At 65.3% G+C, this 16,127-nt stretch carries 21 protein-coding genes; 8 read left to right on the plus strand and 13 right to left on the minus strand.

The features are described from left to right. Window positions 1-69: 69 nt before the first annotated feature. Both AOA14_RS17670 and thiS read right to left on the minus strand, forming a co-directional pair. On the minus strand, window positions 70-840 hold the full coding sequence (locus AOA14_RS17670) for a bifunctional sulfur carrier protein/thiazole synthase protein (RefSeq protein ID WP_062902759.1): 771 nt from the start codon (window positions 838-840) through the stop codon (window positions 70-72). Next, window positions 837-1,040 (minus strand): sulfur carrier protein ThiS, encoded by a 204-nt coding sequence (gene thiS, locus AOA14_RS20310; RefSeq protein WP_062902760.1) that lies wholly within the window; start codon window positions 1,038-1,040, stop codon window positions 837-839. Before thiS ends, AOA14_RS17670 begins: the two co-directional genes overlap by 4 nt. Window positions 1,041-1,118: 78 nt before the next feature. On the opposite strand from thiS, the gene AOA14_RS17680 reads away from it, so the two are divergent. From AOA14_RS17680 to AOA14_RS17695, 4 genes are all read left to right on the plus strand, one after another. Next, entirely contained in the window at window positions 1,119-1,571 is a 453-nt protein-coding gene (locus AOA14_RS17680; protein ID WP_062902761.1) for a type II 3-dehydroquinate dehydratase, read from the plus strand. Window positions 1,572-1,639: 68 nt separating this feature from the next. Beyond that, complete coding sequence (accB, locus tag AOA14_RS17685; RefSeq protein WP_003047748.1) at window positions 1,640-2,125, plus strand: acetyl-CoA carboxylase biotin carboxyl carrier protein; 486 nt, start codon at window positions 1,640-1,642, stop codon at window positions 2,123-2,125. A gap of 10 nt (window positions 2,126-2,135) precedes the next feature. Next, complete coding sequence (gene accC, locus AOA14_RS17690; RefSeq protein WP_058812720.1) at window positions 2,136-3,497, plus strand: acetyl-CoA carboxylase biotin carboxylase subunit; 1,362 nt, start codon at window positions 2,136-2,138, stop codon at window positions 3,495-3,497. A gap of 96 nt (window positions 3,498-3,593) precedes the next feature. Further along, the gene (locus AOA14_RS17695; RefSeq protein WP_062902762.1) at window positions 3,594-4,955 is read left to right on the plus strand and encodes a L,D-transpeptidase family protein; all 1,362 of its coding nucleotides are present in this window, start codon (window positions 3,594-3,596) and stop codon (window positions 4,953-4,955) included. A gap of 98 nt (window positions 4,956-5,053) precedes the next feature. Here AOA14_RS17695 and AOA14_RS17700 read toward each other — a convergent pair whose 3' ends face one another. Continuing rightward, window positions 5,054-5,791 (minus strand): murein L,D-transpeptidase catalytic domain family protein, encoded by a 738-nt coding sequence (locus AOA14_RS17700; protein WP_062902763.1) that lies wholly within the window; start codon window positions 5,789-5,791, stop codon window positions 5,054-5,056. A gap of 167 nt (window positions 5,792-5,958) precedes the next feature. On the opposite strand from AOA14_RS17700, the gene AOA14_RS17705 reads away from it, so the two are divergent. Next, entirely contained in the window at window positions 5,959-6,303 is a 345-nt protein-coding gene (locus AOA14_RS17705; protein ID WP_062902764.1) for an arsenate reductase family protein, read from the plus strand. Window positions 6,304-6,330: 27 nt separating this feature from the next. Here AOA14_RS17705 and AOA14_RS17710 read toward each other — a convergent pair whose 3' ends face one another. From AOA14_RS17710 to nadC, 3 genes are all read right to left on the minus strand, one after another. Further along, a complete protein-coding gene (locus AOA14_RS17710) occupies window positions 6,331-6,558 on the minus strand; it encodes a hypothetical protein (protein WP_062902765.1) in 228 nt (75 codons plus the stop codon). 95 nt (window positions 6,559-6,653) lie between these two features. Beyond that, window positions 6,654-7,397, minus strand: a complete 744-nt coding sequence (locus AOA14_RS17715) for a ribonuclease T2 family protein (protein WP_238929688.1) — start codon at window positions 7,395-7,397, stop codon at window positions 6,654-6,656. 73 nt (window positions 7,398-7,470) lie between these two features. Further along, window positions 7,471-8,319: a carboxylating nicotinate-nucleotide diphosphorylase gene (nadC, locus tag AOA14_RS17720; protein WP_062902766.1), complete on the minus strand. Its 849-nt coding sequence runs from the start codon at window positions 8,317-8,319 to the stop codon at window positions 7,471-7,473. A gap of 94 nt (window positions 8,320-8,413) precedes the next feature. Here nadC and AOA14_RS17725 point away from each other — a divergent pair, with 94 nt between their 5' ends. Next, a complete protein-coding gene (locus tag AOA14_RS17725; RefSeq protein WP_003047772.1) occupies window positions 8,414-9,550 on the plus strand; it encodes an NAD(P)H-dependent flavin oxidoreductase in 1,137 nt (378 codons plus the stop codon). Window positions 9,551-9,672: 122 nt separating this feature from the next. On the opposite strand, the gene AOA14_RS17730 is transcribed toward AOA14_RS17725, so the two are convergent. After that, window positions 9,673-10,122 carry a peptidylprolyl isomerase gene (locus AOA14_RS17730; RefSeq protein ID WP_058812727.1) on the minus strand — a complete coding sequence of 150 codons (450 nt, stop codon included), beginning with the start codon at window positions 10,120-10,122 and terminating at the stop codon, window positions 9,673-9,675. A 147-nt stretch (window positions 10,123-10,269) separates the two neighbouring features. On the opposite strand from AOA14_RS17730, the gene mgtE reads away from it, so the two are divergent. Both mgtE and AOA14_RS17740 read left to right on the plus strand, forming a co-directional pair. Next, on the plus strand, window positions 10,270-11,730 hold the full coding sequence (mgtE, locus tag AOA14_RS17735; protein ID WP_186402310.1) for a magnesium transporter: 1,461 nt from the start codon (window positions 10,270-10,272) through the stop codon (window positions 11,728-11,730). Between the two features lie 226 nt (window positions 11,731-11,956). After that, a complete protein-coding gene (locus AOA14_RS17740; protein ID WP_003047780.1) occupies window positions 11,957-12,085 on the plus strand; it encodes an entericidin A/B family lipoprotein in 129 nt (42 codons plus the stop codon). 12 nt (window positions 12,086-12,097) lie between these two features. Here the strand turns inward: AOA14_RS17740 and tatC are convergent, their stop codons facing one another. The 6 genes from tatC to nagZ are packed head-to-tail and all read right to left on the minus strand — an operon-like array spanning window position 12,098 to window position 16,025. Then, the gene (gene tatC / locus AOA14_RS17745) at window positions 12,098-12,913 is read right to left on the minus strand and encodes a twin-arginine translocase subunit TatC (RefSeq protein ID WP_003047782.1); all 816 of its coding nucleotides are present in this window, start codon (window positions 12,911-12,913) and stop codon (window positions 12,098-12,100) included. Beyond that, on the minus strand, window positions 12,910-13,347 hold the full coding sequence (tatB, locus tag AOA14_RS17750) for a Sec-independent protein translocase protein TatB (protein ID WP_062902767.1): 438 nt from the start codon (window positions 13,345-13,347) through the stop codon (window positions 12,910-12,912). Before tatB ends, tatC begins: the two co-directional genes overlap by 4 nt. Window positions 13,348-13,379: 32 nt before the next feature. Further along, window positions 13,380-13,607: a twin-arginine translocase TatA/TatE family subunit gene (locus AOA14_RS17755; protein WP_062765399.1), complete on the minus strand. Its 228-nt coding sequence runs from the start codon at window positions 13,605-13,607 to the stop codon at window positions 13,380-13,382. Window positions 13,608-13,632: 25 nt separating this feature from the next. After that, entirely contained in the window at window positions 13,633-14,232 is a 600-nt protein-coding gene (gene scpB, locus AOA14_RS17760; protein WP_062765402.1) for an SMC-Scp complex subunit ScpB, read from the minus strand. Continuing rightward, window positions 14,229-14,999 (minus strand): segregation and condensation protein A, encoded by a 771-nt coding sequence (locus tag AOA14_RS17765; RefSeq protein WP_062902768.1) that lies wholly within the window; start codon window positions 14,997-14,999, stop codon window positions 14,229-14,231. Before AOA14_RS17765 ends, scpB begins: the two co-directional genes overlap by 4 nt. Window positions 15,000-15,017: 18 nt before the next feature. Next, window positions 15,018-16,025, minus strand: coding sequence for a beta-N-acetylhexosaminidase (nagZ, locus tag AOA14_RS17770; protein WP_062902769.1), 1,008 nt, complete (start codon window positions 16,023-16,025; stop codon window positions 15,018-15,020). Window positions 16,026-16,127 lie beyond the last annotated feature (102 nt).

The following is a 16,127-nucleotide window of genomic DNA, read 5'->3' on the forward strand; positions in this document are numbered from 1 at the left end:
CCCATGCCTCCTTGTCAGAGACACGGGCATGGCAGCGCCGCGCGGGCGGCGCATTGCGCTGGATCAATATCAGATGAGCCCGGCGAGCGGGCTCGACGGATCGGCGTAGCGACGCTGGCCCATACGGCCGGCGAGATAGGCATCGCGCCCCGCCTCGACCGCGAGCTTCATGGCGCGCGCCATGCGGATGGGGTCTTTGGCTTCGGCGATCGCGGTGTTCATCAGCACGCCGTCGCAGCCGAGTTCCATCGCCACCGCCGCATCGCTCGCCGTCCCGACGCCCGCATCGACCAGCACCGGCACCGACGCCCCCTCGACGATCAGGCGGATCGTCACCCGGTTCTGGATGCCCAGCCCCGACCCGATCGGCGCGCCGAGCGGCATGATCGCAACCGCGCCCGCATCTTCCAGCTGCTTGGCGGCGATCGGATCATCGACGCAATAGACCATCGGCAGAAAGCCTTCCTTGGCCAGCACCTCGGTCGCCTCCAGCGTTTCGCGCATATTGGGATAGAGCGTCTTCGCTTCGCCCAGCACCTCCAGCTTCACCAGATCCCAGCCGCCCGCCTCGCGCGCCAGCCGCAAGGTGCGGATCGCGTCGTCGGCATTGAAGCAGCCGGCGGTATTGGGAAGATAGGTGATCTTCTTCGGGTCGATATAATCGGTCAGCATCGGCGCGGTCGGGTCCGACACATTGACGCGCCGCACCGCAACGGTGACGATTTCCGCACCCGACTCGGCGACCGCCGCTGCATTTTGCTCGAAATCCCTGTACTTGCCGGTGCCCACGATCAGGCGCGAGCTAAAGGTCCGTCCGGCAACGCTCCACTGGTCGGTCAACAACCGCCTCCTACAAAATGAACGATTTCCAGCGCATCGCCCTCGGCAAGCGCGACGTCGGCGAGCGTCGAGCGCGGTACGATCTCGCGATTGCGCTCGACCGCGACCTTCTTGACGTCGAGGCCCAGCGACGCGACCAGATCGGCAATGCTGCCTGCGCGCACCTGCCGCGGATCGCCGTTGAGAATGATGGAAATCACGAGTCCCGCCTGCTTTGCCTTTTGACGTGCAGCCCATATAGGGGGAGCGACCCGCGTCGCAACCGAAAGACCGTGCCCTTGTCCAACGAGTGTTCCGAAACGCCCGCCGTCTTTGTCCTTTCGGGGCCCAACCTCAACCTGCTGGGCACGCGCGAGCCCGAAATCTATGGGCATGACACGCTGGAGGACATCCACGAGCGGCTCGCCGAGCGTGCGGCGGCACTGGGTCTGCGCGTCGATTGCCGCCAATCGAACCACGAAGGCACGCTGATCGACTGGCTGCACGAAGCGCATTTCGCCAGCGCCAAGGCGGTGCTGCTCAATGCCGGGGGCTATACGCACACATCGGTCGCGCTGCACGACGCGATCAAGTCGATCCGCGTTCCGGTGATCGAGGTCCATCTGTCGGATCCGATGAAGCGCGAATCCTTTCGCCATATCAGCTATATCGGCATGGCGGCGGCCGCGCATTTTGCAGGCCACGGCGCAGACAGCTATATGCTGGCGCTGGACGCCGCCGCGCGCTTCTGACAAGAGGCGCGATCAGAAACGGGGTCAAGGCACGCGATCAACAGTGCCGCAACAACAGGAAATATCTCATGGGTGACCATAAAGAGCACGGCATCAACATCGATCCGGCCTTCGTCCGCGCGCTCGCGGAACTGCTCGACGACACGCAGCTTTCCGAAATCGAGGTCGAGGACGGCGAGCGCAAGGTGCGCGTTGCGCGTACGCTGACCGCCGCCGCGGCGCCGGTCGCTTTCGCGCCGGCCCCGGTTGCCGCGCCCGTCGCTGCCGCACCCGCAGCCGCCGCGCCGGCCGCCGTAGCTGCCCCCGCCGCCGACAGCTTCGCCGACGCCGTGAAATCCCCCATGGTCGGCACCGTCTATCTTGCTGCCGAACCGGGCGCGCCCAATTTCGCAAGCGTGGGTTCGGCGGTGAAGGAAGGCGATACCATCCTGATTATCGAGGCGATGAAGGTGATGAACCCGATCACCGCGCCCACCTCGGGCACGCTCAAGGCCGTGCATGTCGAGAACAGCCAGCCGGTCGAATATGACCAGCCGCTGTTCACCATCGGCTGAGGGACCGCCGATGGCCATCGAGAAACTGCTCATCGCCAACCGCGGCGAGATCGCGCTGCGTATTCACCGCGCCTGCCACGAAATGGGCATCAAGACGGTCGCGGTCCATTCGACTGCCGACGCCGATGCGATGCATGTCCGCCTGGCTGACGAAGCGGTCTGCATCGGCCCGCCGGCGGCGAAGGACAGCTATCTCAACATCCCGGCGATCATTTCGGCTGCCGAAGTGACGGGCGCCGACGCCATCCACCCCGGCTATGGCTTCCTGTCGGAAAATGCGCGCTTTGCCGAGATTATCGAAGCGCATGACATGATCTTCGTCGGGCCGAAGCCCGAACATATCCGCACCATGGGCGACAAGGTCGAGGCGAAGCGCACCGCGGTCGCGCTCGGTCTCCCGGTGGTGCCGGGTTCGCCCGGCGCCGTCACCTATGGCGAGGAAACGAAACGGATGGCCGAGGAAATCGGCTATCCGGTGCTGATCAAGGCCGCGTCGGGCGGCGGCGGCCGCGGGATGAAGGTCGTCCCCGACCCCTCCGGCCTCGAAAGCCTCATGGGTCAGGCATCGAGCGAGGCTGCGGCGGCGTTCGGCGATCCGACCGTCTATATGGAAAAATATCTCGGCAACCCGCGCCACATCGAATTTCAGATTTTCGGCGACGGCAAGGGCAACGCCATCCATCTCGGCGAACGCGACTGTTCGCTGCAGCGCCGCCACCAGAAGGTGCTCGAAGAAGCCCCCTCGCCCGTGATTTCGGCCGAAGAGCGCGCCCGCATGGGCGGCATTTGCGCCGATGCGATGGCAAAGATGGGCTATCGCGGCGCGGGGACGATCGAGTTTCTGTGGGAAAATGGCGAATTCTATTTCATCGAAATGAATACGCGCATCCAGGTCGAACATCCGGTGACCGAGATGATCACCGGCTTCGACCTCGTCCGCGAACAGATCCGTATCGCCGACGGCATGGGTCTTTCGGTGCAGCAGAACGAGCTGGAATTCCGCGGCCATGCCATCGAATGCCGGATCAACGCCGAAGATCCGCGTAACTTCCTGCCCTCACCGGGCAAGGTGACCAATTATCATGCCGCCGGCGGCATGCATGTGCGCGTCGATAGCGGGCTTTATGCCGGCTATTCGATCCCGCCTTATTACGACAGCATGATCGGCAAGCTGATCGTCTATGGCCGCACGCGCGAAAGCTGCATGATGCGGATGCGCCGCGCACTCGAGGAAATGGTTATCGGCGGGGTGAAGACGAACATTCCGCTGCATCAGGCGCTGCTCGCCGATCCCGACGTCATCCACGGCGATTATACGATCAAGTGGCTGGAGGAATGGCTGGCGAAGCAGGATGCCGACAACAAGGCCTGACGCTGCCCCCATCGACGCCGGGTTCGCGCGCGGACACGACGGATTGTGTCCCAGCTCACTTTCGCACGGGGGGATTATTGGCTATGGGCCTTAACCATGGCCAGAAATCTCCCCCTTTACGCGCGCCCGGCCGCGGCGCTTATCCTCCCGCTGACCCTGCTTGCGGCGCCCGTCGCCGCACAGACGAGCGTCAAGGAGGACTCGGTCGTTCTGCAACCCGACAAGGTGACCGATGACGCGCCCGAGATCGAAACGGTCGCCGAGGCCAATCTGCCGAGCTGGAGCGTCGACAATGCCAGGGCGCTGCTCGCCTTCATCCAGTCGGCGGGCGATGAAGGCCTGTTCCCCAAGGATTACAATCCCGAAGCGCTGAAGGCCGCGATCGACGGCGGCAATCAGATCACGCTCGACAAGGTCGCGACCGATAGCTTCCTGCTGCTCGCCACGCACATGCGCGACGGCCGCACGCCCAACGCTGCTCGCAAACAATGGTTCATGACCGATGGCGACGCGCAGACCGAACCGCTGATCCCGCTGCTCGGCAGCGCGCTCACCGCGAACGACGTCGCGCAGGCGCTGGTCAGCCTCGACCCCGTCCATCCCGATTTCGCGGTGCTGAAAGCCGCGCTCAAGACCGCAAAGACGCCCGCCGACGCCAACGCGATCCGCGTCAACATGGAACGCTGGCGCTGGATGCCGCGCGATCTTGGCGAAGGCTATGTTGTCAGCAACGTGCCCGAATATCTGACCCGCGTCGTCCATGACGGCGTCGTCATCGCGACGCACAAGGCGGTCGTCGGCAAACCGTCGACCCCGACGCCGCAGCTCAACCCCATGGCGACGGGGATCATCGTCAACCCGACCTGGACGCTGCCCAAGAGCATCATCGCCGAAGGCATCGGATCGACGATTGCGACCAATCCGGCGCGCGCCCGCGCGCAGGGCTATACCTGGACGGGCAGCGGCAAGGCGCTGTCAGTGGTGCAGCAGCCGGGTGCCAACAATGCGCTGGGCGTCATGAAGCTCGAAATGCTGAACCCGCACGCCATCTATTTGCACGACACGCCCTCGAAGGGCGCGTTCTCCGCGGATTCGCGCGCCTTCAGCCACGGCTGCATCCGCACCGAAAAGGCGCTGCATTTCTCTGGCCTGATGGCGGTGATGTTCGCCGGCCGCACGCCCGAGGAATTCGGCGATGTCGTCGCTAGCGGCAAGACGACGCGCTTCGGCTTCGAAAAGCCCTTCCCCGTCTATGTCGCTTATTGGACCGTCGTCCCCGACGGCAAGGGCGGCATCAAGAAGCTGAACGACCTTTACGGCCGCGACGCGCCGGTGGTGACGAGCTTCGCCAAGCCCGGCCGCGCCGCTGCCGTGGTGATTTCGCCGACGCCGCCCGCGGTCGTTCCGACGACGCAGACGGTGCAGGCGCCCAAACCCGAAAAAGGCGCAATCTACTGATCAAGCGGCGACCGGGCGGCGATGCCCCCGGCTCCGTTCTTCCTTGCGGAATCGGATGACATTGCGTTGACATCCTCGGGCAAGAAACCCGAGAATTCTCAATCAGCCTTGGTCGGCATCGATCCCTGGGTGGCGCCGGTGCGGATGATATTGTCGGCGACCGGCGGCAATTCGAAGGGCGGCGGAGACGCGGGCGCTACGCTCAGCTTGTCGGCGTAGAGCAATCGGCCCGGCCCGAGCTTGTATAGAATTTGCGGCAGCAACTCCTCTCCGAATACGAAACAGCCCTCGCTGCGCCCCAGCTTGCCTTGCGTCGCGATCAGCGACGGCTCGGCGTACCAGGCGCCATGCACGACGATCGCGCGCATGTCGGCATTGCTGTTGTCGGCCTCCAGCCCCGCGAGCCGCATCGACGATCCGTTCGATCCCCAATAATAATCGCTCGTGCGATAGGCGCCGCGCGACGAAGCGAGTGAGCCGGGGACGTTCGAAAAGGTCTTGAGCCATCCGTCATGCTGCGGGTCCGATCCGCGGCCATGGGTGACCGGATACATGTCCACCTTGCCGGCGATCAGATCGACGAGCGCAAAGCGCGGGCGATAGGAGGGCAGCCCGAAATCGACGATCCCGACACGGTCGGCCTGCGCGATCCGGTTGCCCTGCCGCGCCAGCTGTTGCCGCGCGACGGCCAGATAGTCGACCGGCGGCGGTGTCGTCGCCTGCCCATGCCCGGTGATCCAGTCCGGAAGTGGGGCTGCGCGCGCCGATGTCGCGGCCAGCGCCCCCGCGCCCGCCATCGCCGCCAGCATAGCCCTGCGATCGATCAATTCTTTCACGTGCAACCCAGCCCTCATTGCCGCCTTTGGCGGTCCCTCGGCCGACTATAAGCCGTGGTTCGGGCGCCAAAGGCAAGGAGTCCAAGCCTCTTCATGCGGGCAAATGTGCCATATATGCCATGAATAGTGCGTTTACGTTCCATTACGCTCCCGTTAGGAACTGCGCCATGAAGGCAACCATCTGGCATAACCCCGCCTGCGGCACTTCGCGCAAGACGCTGGCGATTCTCGAGGAAACCCCCGGCGTCGATGTCGAGGTGATTCAATATCTGACAACGCCCTACAGCGCCGACAAGCTGCGCCAGCTGTTTCGCGACGCGGGTCTGAGCGCGCGGGACGCGCTGCGCCTGCGCGGCACCGATGCCGAGGAACGCGGCCTGCCCGACGCCGACGAAGAAGCAATTATCGCGGCGATGGTCACCAACCCCGCCTATGTGAACCGCCCCTTCGTCGAAACCGACAAGGGCGTCCGCTTCTGCCGCCCGCAGGATGTCGTGCGCGAGATTCTCTAGCAGTGTGGCCCAATCGGCGGTCCGCCGTCAGATCAGGAACATCATCGCCGCGGTAAAGAAGATCGCGAAGCTTTCCGCGAACAGACGAAAATCGCTGTCGCGCGACCAGAGCGCGGGACGCTCGCGCTGCGCCGCAAGCGCGCCACGCAATTCGCCCTGCCAATCCTCCGGCGCGCTCAGCCGCGCAAGGACCAGTTGCCGGGCGCCATAAGCGCGGATGCGCTCGCGGATGTCGATATGCTCGTCCGAATCCATGCCCGGCAGGCTAGGCGCCCGTTAACGAGTCGATAAGGTTAAAAGAGTGTTAACATCGCCGCCGTCCCGGCGCGGGACGCCTTGCCCTGCAGGTGTTAATCCATCGGCCGCACGCGCACCGCGCGCGCATCGGCGAGGCCGCGCTGAAAGGGTTTGCACGCCTGCGGCCGCATCCGCGGCCCCAGGCACAGCCGTACCTCGGTCAGCCAATCGCCGCGATCGGTCGCGACCGCGATCATCCGCTCATCGATGCCGCGATTGACCTTCGCAAAGGCGCGCCGCACGTCGCCCGCGGTGCGGACGTGCCCCGACAGCGCTTTCATGTCGGGGAAGCGCACGGCGCGGAACAGGATTTCGGCGGCGCGAAAATAGGCGGCGGGGTTGGAACTCATGCAGGTGCCGTGCTTCGCCCATTCATGCTGCAAAAGCTGCGCCGAAGGGGTCATGCACATATGGCGGCGCAGCACTGGCGCAGGGACGATCTTCGCGGGACGGCACCATTGGGGATAGGCCGGTGTATCGGTCTCGGGCCACAGACCGTGGAGCACCCATCCGAAACGCCCGTTTTCGCCCGAACATTGGAACCGGTCGCGTGCATCCTTGGGATTGCGCGCGCCTGCGCAATGCTGCGGGGACCAGCTCATGCTCAGCAGATAGCCGGTCGTCGACGGCTTGCGGACGGGTTCGCCGCGCGCGGGCCGCTCGATCCGCGGCACCGGCGTCCGGTCGGGCGCGGCACAGGCCAGCGATTGCGCCTGCGCCGCCGCGGGGGCGAGCAGCAGAGTCAGCGCCAGAAGCGCCTTTCCTATCTTCCGCTCGTGCTGATCCTGTCGAAACACCGTTCTTCCTTGCCAAGGATGATGAAGGTCCACCCTTCAAACAAGCGCAGGGCGAGCGGATAGGGAGGGCGTATCAGACGAGCGCAAAATCGAGCCCGATGTCGGCCGCCGGCGCCGACTGGGTCAGGCGCCCGACCGAAACAAAGGTGACGCCGGTCGCGGCGATGGCGCCAATCGTGTCGAGCCGCACCCCGCCCGACGCCTCGGTCGGAACGCGCCCGGCGACGAGCACCACCGCCTCGCGCAGTTGGTCGGGGGTCATATTGTCGAGCAGCAGATGCGTCGCGCCCGATGCCAGCGCGGCCTCGACCTGGTCGATACGGTCGACCTCGACGATGATATCGGCGATTCCCGCCGCCACCGCGCGGCGCACCGCCTCTTCGACCGATCCCGCGACCGCGACATGATTGTCCTTGATCATCGCCGCGTCCCAAAGGCCCATGCGGTGATTGGTCGCGCCGCCCATGCGGGTTGCATATTTCTCCAGTACGCGCAGGCCGGGGATCGTCTTGCGCGTATCGAGCAGCGTCGCGCCGGTGCCGGCGATCGCATCGACATAGCTACGCGTCATCGTCGCAATGCCCGACAGATGCTGGACGGTGTTGAGCGCCGACCGTTCGGCGGTCAGCATCGCCCGCGCATTACCCGAAAGGCGCATCAGGTCGGTGCCGGCGGGAACGCATGCGCCCTCCTCGACCAGAATCTCGATGACCATATCGGGCGCCAGCGCGCGAAAGAATCGCTCGGCGATCGGCAGCCCCGCAACGCTAATCGCATCGCGGCTGTCCATCACCCCGGTGAAAACGGCGTCGGCGGGGATGACGGCCATCGACGTGATGTCGCCGCCGCTCCCCATATCCTCGGCAAGCGTCGCACGGACGAAGGCGTCGAGGTCGAAATCGGGTAAGGAAAATCCGGTCATGCCCCGGCGATAAAGCGTGGCGGGCGCAAATCAACTTGACGTTTACGTTAACTGGCGCTGACATGGGTGCAAATAGCAAATTGGAGAGAGAGACATGCAATCGCCCATCTGCGCCATGCTCGGCATCGAATTTCCGTTGCTCGCCTTTTCGCATTGCCGGGACGTCGTCGTCGCTGTGTCGAAAGCCGGCGGCATGGGCGTGTTCGGCGCCGCTTCGTTGCCGCCCGAGCGACTTGAGGAAGAGCTTGCGTGGATCGACGCGCACATCGGCGGCAAGCCCTATGGCGTCGACCTGATCGTCCCCAACAGCTTCGCCGGCAAGGGCGAGGCACCGGCGGCGGGCGCGGCGCGCGTGCCCGAGACGCATCTCGGCTTCGCGGCCGATGTGCTCGACAAATTCGGCGTCGATGCGGCCGGCCTCGACGGTGCGACCGAAGCGCGGCAGAGCTTCGGCGACAATATGCATGAAGAAGGCGCGGCGAAGCTGCTCGAAGTTGCGTTTCGCCATCCGATTCGCCTGATCGCCAACGCGCTCGGCGTGCCGCCGCAACTGATGCTCGAACTCGGCAAGCGGCACGGCGTGCCGGTCGCCGCGCTCGTCGGCACCCGCGATCATGCGCTGGCGCAGGTCCGCGCCGGGGTCGATATCCTTGTCGTTGCGGGCGGCGAAGCGGGCGGCCATTGCGGTGAGGTCGCAACGATGGTGCTGGTGCCTGAGGTGGCTGCGGCGCTCGATGCCGTCGGCGCGACGACGCCGATCCTCGCTGCGGGGGGCATCGTCACCGGGCGTCAGATGGCCGCAGCGATGGCGATGGGCGCGCATGGCGCCTGGTGTGGATCGGTGTGGCTGACCACGTCGGAAGCCGAGACCAATCCGGTGGTGAAGGAAAAAATGCTCGCCGCCTCGTCGCGCGACACGGTGCGATCGAAGAGCCGGACGGGCAAGCCGTCGCGCCAGCTCCGCTCGCCCTGGACCGATGCGTGGGAGGCCGAGGGCGCGCCGAAACCGCTCCCGATGCCGCTGCAATCGCTGGTCAGCGAACCCGCGCTGCGCAAGGTCGACAAGCTGTCCGAAGGCGGTCACGAAGGCGCCAAGCAGCTCGCAACCTATTGGGTCGGCCAGGGCGTCGGCCTGATGAACGAGGCGATGAGCGCGGGCCAGGTCGTCCAGGCGTTCAAGGAAGACTGGATCGCCGCTTGCGAACGGTTGAACGGGTTCGTGGGAGAATGATGAAAGCCAAATCGTCATCGCGAGCGCCCGCAGGGCGCGTGGCGATCTCCAGCCATCGTAACGTCATGCCGACAGCTGGAGATTGCGTCGTCGCCTGCGGCTCCTCGCAATGACGGAGCGAGTTACGCAACCGTCGCCTTGACGATCTTGCCGGGCTCGCGCGGCGGCTCGCCCTTGGGCAGCGCGTCGACATTTTCCATGCCTTCGATCACTTCGCCCCACACCGTATACTGGCGGTCGAGGAAGCGCGCATCGTCGAAGCAGATGAAGAACTGGCTGTTCGCGCTGTTCGGATTCTGCGCGCGCGCCATCGAACAGACGCCCCGGACATGCGGTTCGGCGTTGAATTCGGCGGGCAGGTCGGGAAGCTTGCTGCCGCCCATGCCGGTGCCGGTCGGATCGCCGCCCTGTGCCATGAAGCCGGGGATGACGCGGTGGAAGACGACGCCGTCGTAAAAGCCTTCCTGCGCGAGCTGGGTGATGCGTTCGACATGCTGGGGCGCGAGGTCGGGGCGCAAGCGGATGACGACGTCGCCGGTCGACAGCGACAGGGTAAGGGTCTGTTCGGACATGGTGTCTCTCCTTCGAATGAGTTGGCGCCGCCATAGCGGCGCGCCGCGCCAATGCCACGCACTAAATTCGGCTGCAGCGTTGCCATGACGCGCGTCCGCGACTAGTGGAGGGCCTTCGACGCCGTAGCAGCCAGGGAGGACCGCGCGATGGACAAACGCGAAGATTCCCTGCCGCCCGAAGACGTGCTCACCGCCGACGGGCTCGATCATGACCCCGGCCATCCCCCGCGCGAAACCGAAACCGAACTCGACGAAGACGATCGCCTGAAACCCGCGTTCGTGCGCGACGTCATCGATCTCGCCGAAGAGGGCGAGGTCGAGGCGGCGCGCGAACGCGTCGGCCGCCTGCACCCTGCCGACATCGCCGACCTTTTCGAGCTCGTCTCTGACGAAGACCGCCCGCTCCTGGCGCAGGTGCTCGGCGACCTTCTGTCGCCCGACGTGCTGGCGGAAATGAACGATTATGTGCGCGAGCGGCTGATCGATCTGCTCGCGCCCGAACAGGTCGCCGAAATCGCGTCCGAACTCGACACCGACGATGCCGTCGCGATCATCGAGGATATGGAGGAGGACGAGCAGCAGGCCGTTCTCCGCGCCATGGAGCCCGAAGATCGCGCCGCGATCGAGGACGCCCTCTCCTTTCCCGAGGAGTCCGCCGGACGCCTGATGCAGCGCGAATTCGTCGCGGTGCCCGAACATGTCACCGTCGGCGACGTCATCGACCGGCTGCGCGAGGATGTCGATCTCGCCACCGACTTCTGGGAAATCTTCGTCGTCGACCCGATGCACCGCCCGGTCGGCACCTGCCAGTTGAGCTGGATATTGCGGGCGCCGCGCAGCGTCGCAATCAACGACATAATGAGGCGCGAGCAGACGCTGATCCCGGTCGACATGGACCAGGAAGAGGTCGCGCTGCGCTTCCAGAAATATGCGCTCATCTCGGCCGCGGTGGTCGACAGGGCGGGGCGGCTCGTCGGGATGATCACGGTCGACGACGTCGTCCACATCATCCAGGAAGAGGCGGGCGAGGATATTTTGCGCCTGTCGGGTGCCGGCGACGGCGACATCAACGAACCGATCACGCTGACCATCCGCACCCGGCTGAGCTGGCTGGTCGTCAATCTCGGCACCGCGATGCTCGCAGCATCGGTCGTCGGCATCTTTGAAACCGCCATTGCCAAATATGCGCTGCTCGCGGTGCTGATGCCGATCGTCTCGGGCATGGGCGGCAATGCCGGAACCCAGACGCTCGCCGTGACCGTGCGCGCGATCGCCACCAATCAGCTTACCGCGTCGAACACGATGCGCATGATCCTGCGCGAATTTCGCATCGCGACAGTCAACGGCCTCTCGCTCGGCATTCTGATCGGCGCCGGCACCGCGCTCATCTTCGGCAACCCGCTTCTGGGTGCGGTGATCGCCTCGGCGATGCTCATCAACAATCTGGTTGCGGGGCTCGCGGGCATATTGGTGCCGGTAACGCTCGACCGTTTCGACATCGATCCGGCGGTGTCGTCGGCCGTCTTTGTAACGACGATGACCGACATGATGGGCTTTTTCTCGTTCCTCGGGCTGGCGGTGCTCAGCGGCCTGACGGCGATGGGCTGACCCAAATCGCTGGATTTGCACGCCTCGCCGGGCTCCCCGAAAAATTTTTCATCGCGGCGATTTTTTTGCGGAACTTATCCCTCGCAACGCGGGTTTCCCATTTGAGCAGCGATCATCGCCCCCCCGCAGCGCTGCTCAGCAACATTGGCCCGGCTCGCATTCCCTCCCCCCCCCCTCGAAGCGCGCCGGGCCATTTTGCAAAAAATCCCGTGAGAGGTGACAGACTATGACGAGTGCTCGCGTAATCCTTCTTACCCTGCTCGCCAGCTTTCTGGTCGCTGGCTGCAACACGGTGAAGGGCGTCGGCCGCGATATCGAATCGGTCGGCCAAGCCGGCGACGACGCCATTCACTGATCGGCGGGTTACTTACCCTTTAGCCTCTTCCGGAGGCTCGACAGGCGCCGCTTCGGCGCCTGTTTTGCGTCGGCGCTGGGTAAACCAGATCGCAAAGATCGAAATCTCGTAAAGGAAGACAAGCGGCACCGCGAGGAGGAGCTGGCTCATCACGTCCGGCGGCGTGAACACGGCGGCGATCGCGAACGCCGCGACGATCATGTAGCGGCGCGCGCCAATCAGCTGCTGGCGCGTCACCAGCCCGGCGCGCTCGACCAGCATCAAAAGGATCGGCAACAGAAAGGCGATGCCGAACGCCATGATGAACTGCATCACGAAGCTCAGATAATTGCCTACTGACGGCAGCGCTTCCTGCGTCACGCCGCCGATCTCGCCCTGATAGCCGAGCAGGAATTTCAGCGCGATCGGGATCGTGATGAAATAGGCGAAAGAGGCGCCGATCGCGAACAGGACCGGCGTTGCGAAGAGGAAGGGCAGCAGGGCGCGCTGCTCCTTGCGATAAAGGCCCGGCGCGACGAATTTCCACAGCTGATTGGCGATCACCGGAAAGGCGATCATCATCGCCGCAAACAGCGCAACCTTGATCTCGACGAAAAACGCCTCGAACAATTGCGTGTAGATCAGCTTGCCCTGCCCCGCCGCGACGAGCGGGTGCACCAGCACGCCGAAGATCGGTCGCGCGAAATAGAGGCACACGCCGAATGCGAGCGCGATCGCGAGTAGCGATTTCAGCAACCGCGACCGCAGCTCGATCAGATGGTCGAGCAGCGGCATCTTGCCGCCCGCGCCATCCTCATCCTCTTTATGAACCGGCGTATCGGCGCTCATGGTAACGGGCCGTCCTTCGGCGGAACGGCGTGGGTTTCCGGCGGAGTTTCGGTCGACGTACCGGACGGGGCGGCGGTAGGCGGCGTCAGGGCCGCGGAATGATCGGGATCGACGGGCGGCGTTTCGCCGGCGTCGGCCGCCGCCGCGTCGGGCAGCGAGGTCGCCGGAATCATCGGCGGCGCATCGACGCCATCGAGGCGCGGGAACTGGCGCATGATCGCGTCATTCTGTTCGCGCCACTGCTTTTCCAGCTCCTCAAGCTCGGCCTCGCGCATCATCGTGTCGAGTCCCGAACGGAAGTGACGCGCCATGCCGCGGGCCTTGGCGACCCATTTGCCGACAAAACGCATCGCCTTCGGCAGATCCTTGGGTCCGATGACGACCAGGGCTACCACCACGACGAGCAGCAACTCGGTCGGCGCGACGTCGAACATCGTTCAGGCCTTCCCCCGCGTGCGGGCCGCGATCAGCGGTTTTCGGTTTCCGCGGTGGGGGTCGGGGTGGCCTCGGGCGCGCGCTGACCGTCGATCTGGCGCGGTGCGGGCGGCGGCACATCGTCTTCGGCCATGCCCTTCTTGAAGCTTTTGATGCCCTTGGCGACGTCGCCCATCATGTCCGAAAAGCGACCCTTGCCGAACAATAGCAGGACGAGAATCCCGACCACGAGCCAGTGCCAGATGCTGAAGCTACCCATCTCAAATTCTCCTTGAGGCCGCTATCTAGGCTTCCTCGCCGTCTTTTACTAGGTCCAGTTCGTCCATCGCCGCATCGAAGGCGAGATCGACCGGGTCGAGCAGGCCCGCCGCGCGCAGATCCTCGATCCCGGGCAGATCCTTGCGGCTCGCGAGCCCGAAATGCTGCAGGAAAGCGTCGGTGGTCTTGTAGATCAGCGGCCGCCCCGGCACCTCGCGCCGCCCGGCAGGCGCGATCCATTCGGCCTCCATCAGCACGTCCAGCGTCCCTTTCGACGTCTGAACGCCGCGGATCGCCTCGATCTCGGCGCGGCTCACCGGCTCGTGATAGGCAATGATCGCCAGCACTTCCGCCGCGGCGCGCGACAGCTTGCGCGGATCGTCGCGTTCGCGGCGGAGCAGATGCGCAAGATCGGCGGGGGTCTGGAAATGCCAGTGGCCGCCGCGCTCGACCAGTTCGATACCGCTCCCCGCGTGGCGCGCCGCGATCGCCTGCAGAATCGCGCGCACTTCGCCCGGCGTCAGTTCGTCGTGGAAACGCCCGGCAATCTGTCGCGCATCGAGCGCTTCGTCGCTGGCAAAGACCATTGCCTCTATCGCGCGTTCGCGGTCGTCGATCTCGCTCATCCCTGGCTCGCTTTCAGATAGAGGGGCTCGAACGCCGCCTCCTGCCGCAATTCGACCCGCCCCTGCCGCGCCAGTTCGAGCGCGGCGACAAAGCTCGACGCGATCGCCGACCGGCGCAGCGGCCCTTGATAATCGGGGGGCAGAAAGGCCGACAACTCGGCCCAATCGAGCTGGACGCCCAGCATCCGCTGCAAGTGGGTGAGCGCCGCGTCGAGCGTCACCACGGGACGCCGCGCGACCATATGCACGACGGGTTCGGTGCGCAGCTTGACCTGCCCATAAGCCGAGAGCAGATCGTACAGGCTCGCATCCCAGCGCCGCACCTTCACATCCTGCAACCCCTCGGGATTCGGACGCAGGAAGACGTCGCGGCCGATCCGGTCACGCGCCAGCAGCCGCGCCGCCGCCTCGCGCATCGCCGCGAGCCGCTGCAAGCGCAATTGCAAACGCAGCGCCAGTTCGTCGGGCGACGGGTCTTCGGCCGGATCCTTGGGCAGCAGCAGCGCCGATTTCAGATAGGCAAGCCACGCTGCCATCACCAGATAATCGGCCGCAACCTCCAGCTTTGCGCGCATCTCGGCGATGAAAGTCAGATATTGTTCGACCAGCGCCAGGATCGAAATCTGGCGCAAGTCCACCTTCTGACTGCGCGCGAGCGTCAGCAGCAGGTCGAGCGGCCCTTCCCAGCTTTCGAGATTGAGCTGGAGCGCATCCTCGCGCTCCGCCGCTGCCGGCACGACTTCATATTCGAGCGGCAGTTCCTCCATCGATGCCTCAGCCCGCCATCACGCCAGCGCCAGCAGCGCGTCGCGCTGGTCGATCAGCGCCGCGAACTGGCGCTCGTCGTGCATCCCGGCGATCCGCTCCATCGCGCCTTCGAGCCGGGCGAGCGAGTCCGCGCCGATGGGGTCGAGTGCGTTGGCGATGCCGACCATGTCGTCCATCTTCGCCCAGCAGTTGAGCGCCAGGTCGCAGCCCGCGGCGATCGCCGCCGCCGCGCGCGTCGGGACGTCGCCCGACAGCGCCTCCATATCGAGGTCGTCGGTCATCAACAGGCCGTGAAAGCCGATGCGCTGACGGATCACGCTGCCGATGATCGTCGGCGAAAGCGTCGCGGGCAGATCGGGATCCCACGCCTTGAAGATAACGTGGCAGGTCATCGCCATCGCCGCGTCACGCAGAGCAGCAAAGGGCGCAAGGTCGGTCTGCAACTCGCGGTCGTGGGCATCGACGACGGGCAGTGCCTTGTGCGAATCGATCAGCGCACGGCCATGCCCCGGAATATGTTTGACAACCCCGACGACGCCGCCGTCCTGCAATCCGCTCAGGATCGCGCGGCCCAGCGCCGCAACGCGCATCGGCTCGCTGCCCAGCGCGCGATCGCCGATCACATCGCTTGCCCCCGGCTGGCGCACGTCGAGCAGCGGCAGGCAATCGACGGTGATCCCCACTTCGGCAAGCATGGAGGCGAGCGCCATCGCATTGAGCCGCGCCGCCTCGATCGCGCTCGCCGGCGCGCGTTCGTACAGCGCATCGAACGCCGCCCCGCTCGGAAAATCGGGCCATTCGGGCGCCTTCATGCGCGCGACGCGGCCGCCTTCCTGATCGATCAGGATCGGCAGATTGGCGCGCCCGTCAAGCTCGCGCAGCGTGTCGGTCAGGCGGCGAAGCTGGGTGCGGTTCTCGATATTGCGGCCGAACAATATATAGCCCGCGGGCGCGCTGTCGCGAAAGAAAGCGCGCTCGTCGTCGGTCAGCGTCAGGCCCGACAGGCCGAAGATCGCGGGTATCATCGTACGTCAACCTCCACCGGCGGACGCCCCCTCAGGCATCGGCCAAGGGATCGACTATGCCATAGCCGGTGCGGCGAACCAACGGCGGGTGCGGCAAAACGG

This window comes from Sphingopyxis terrae subsp. terrae NBRC 15098 (genome assembly GCF_001610975.1).
GTDB classification, from domain to species: Bacteria; Pseudomonadota; Alphaproteobacteria; order Sphingomonadales; family Sphingomonadaceae; genus Sphingopyxis; species Sphingopyxis terrae_A.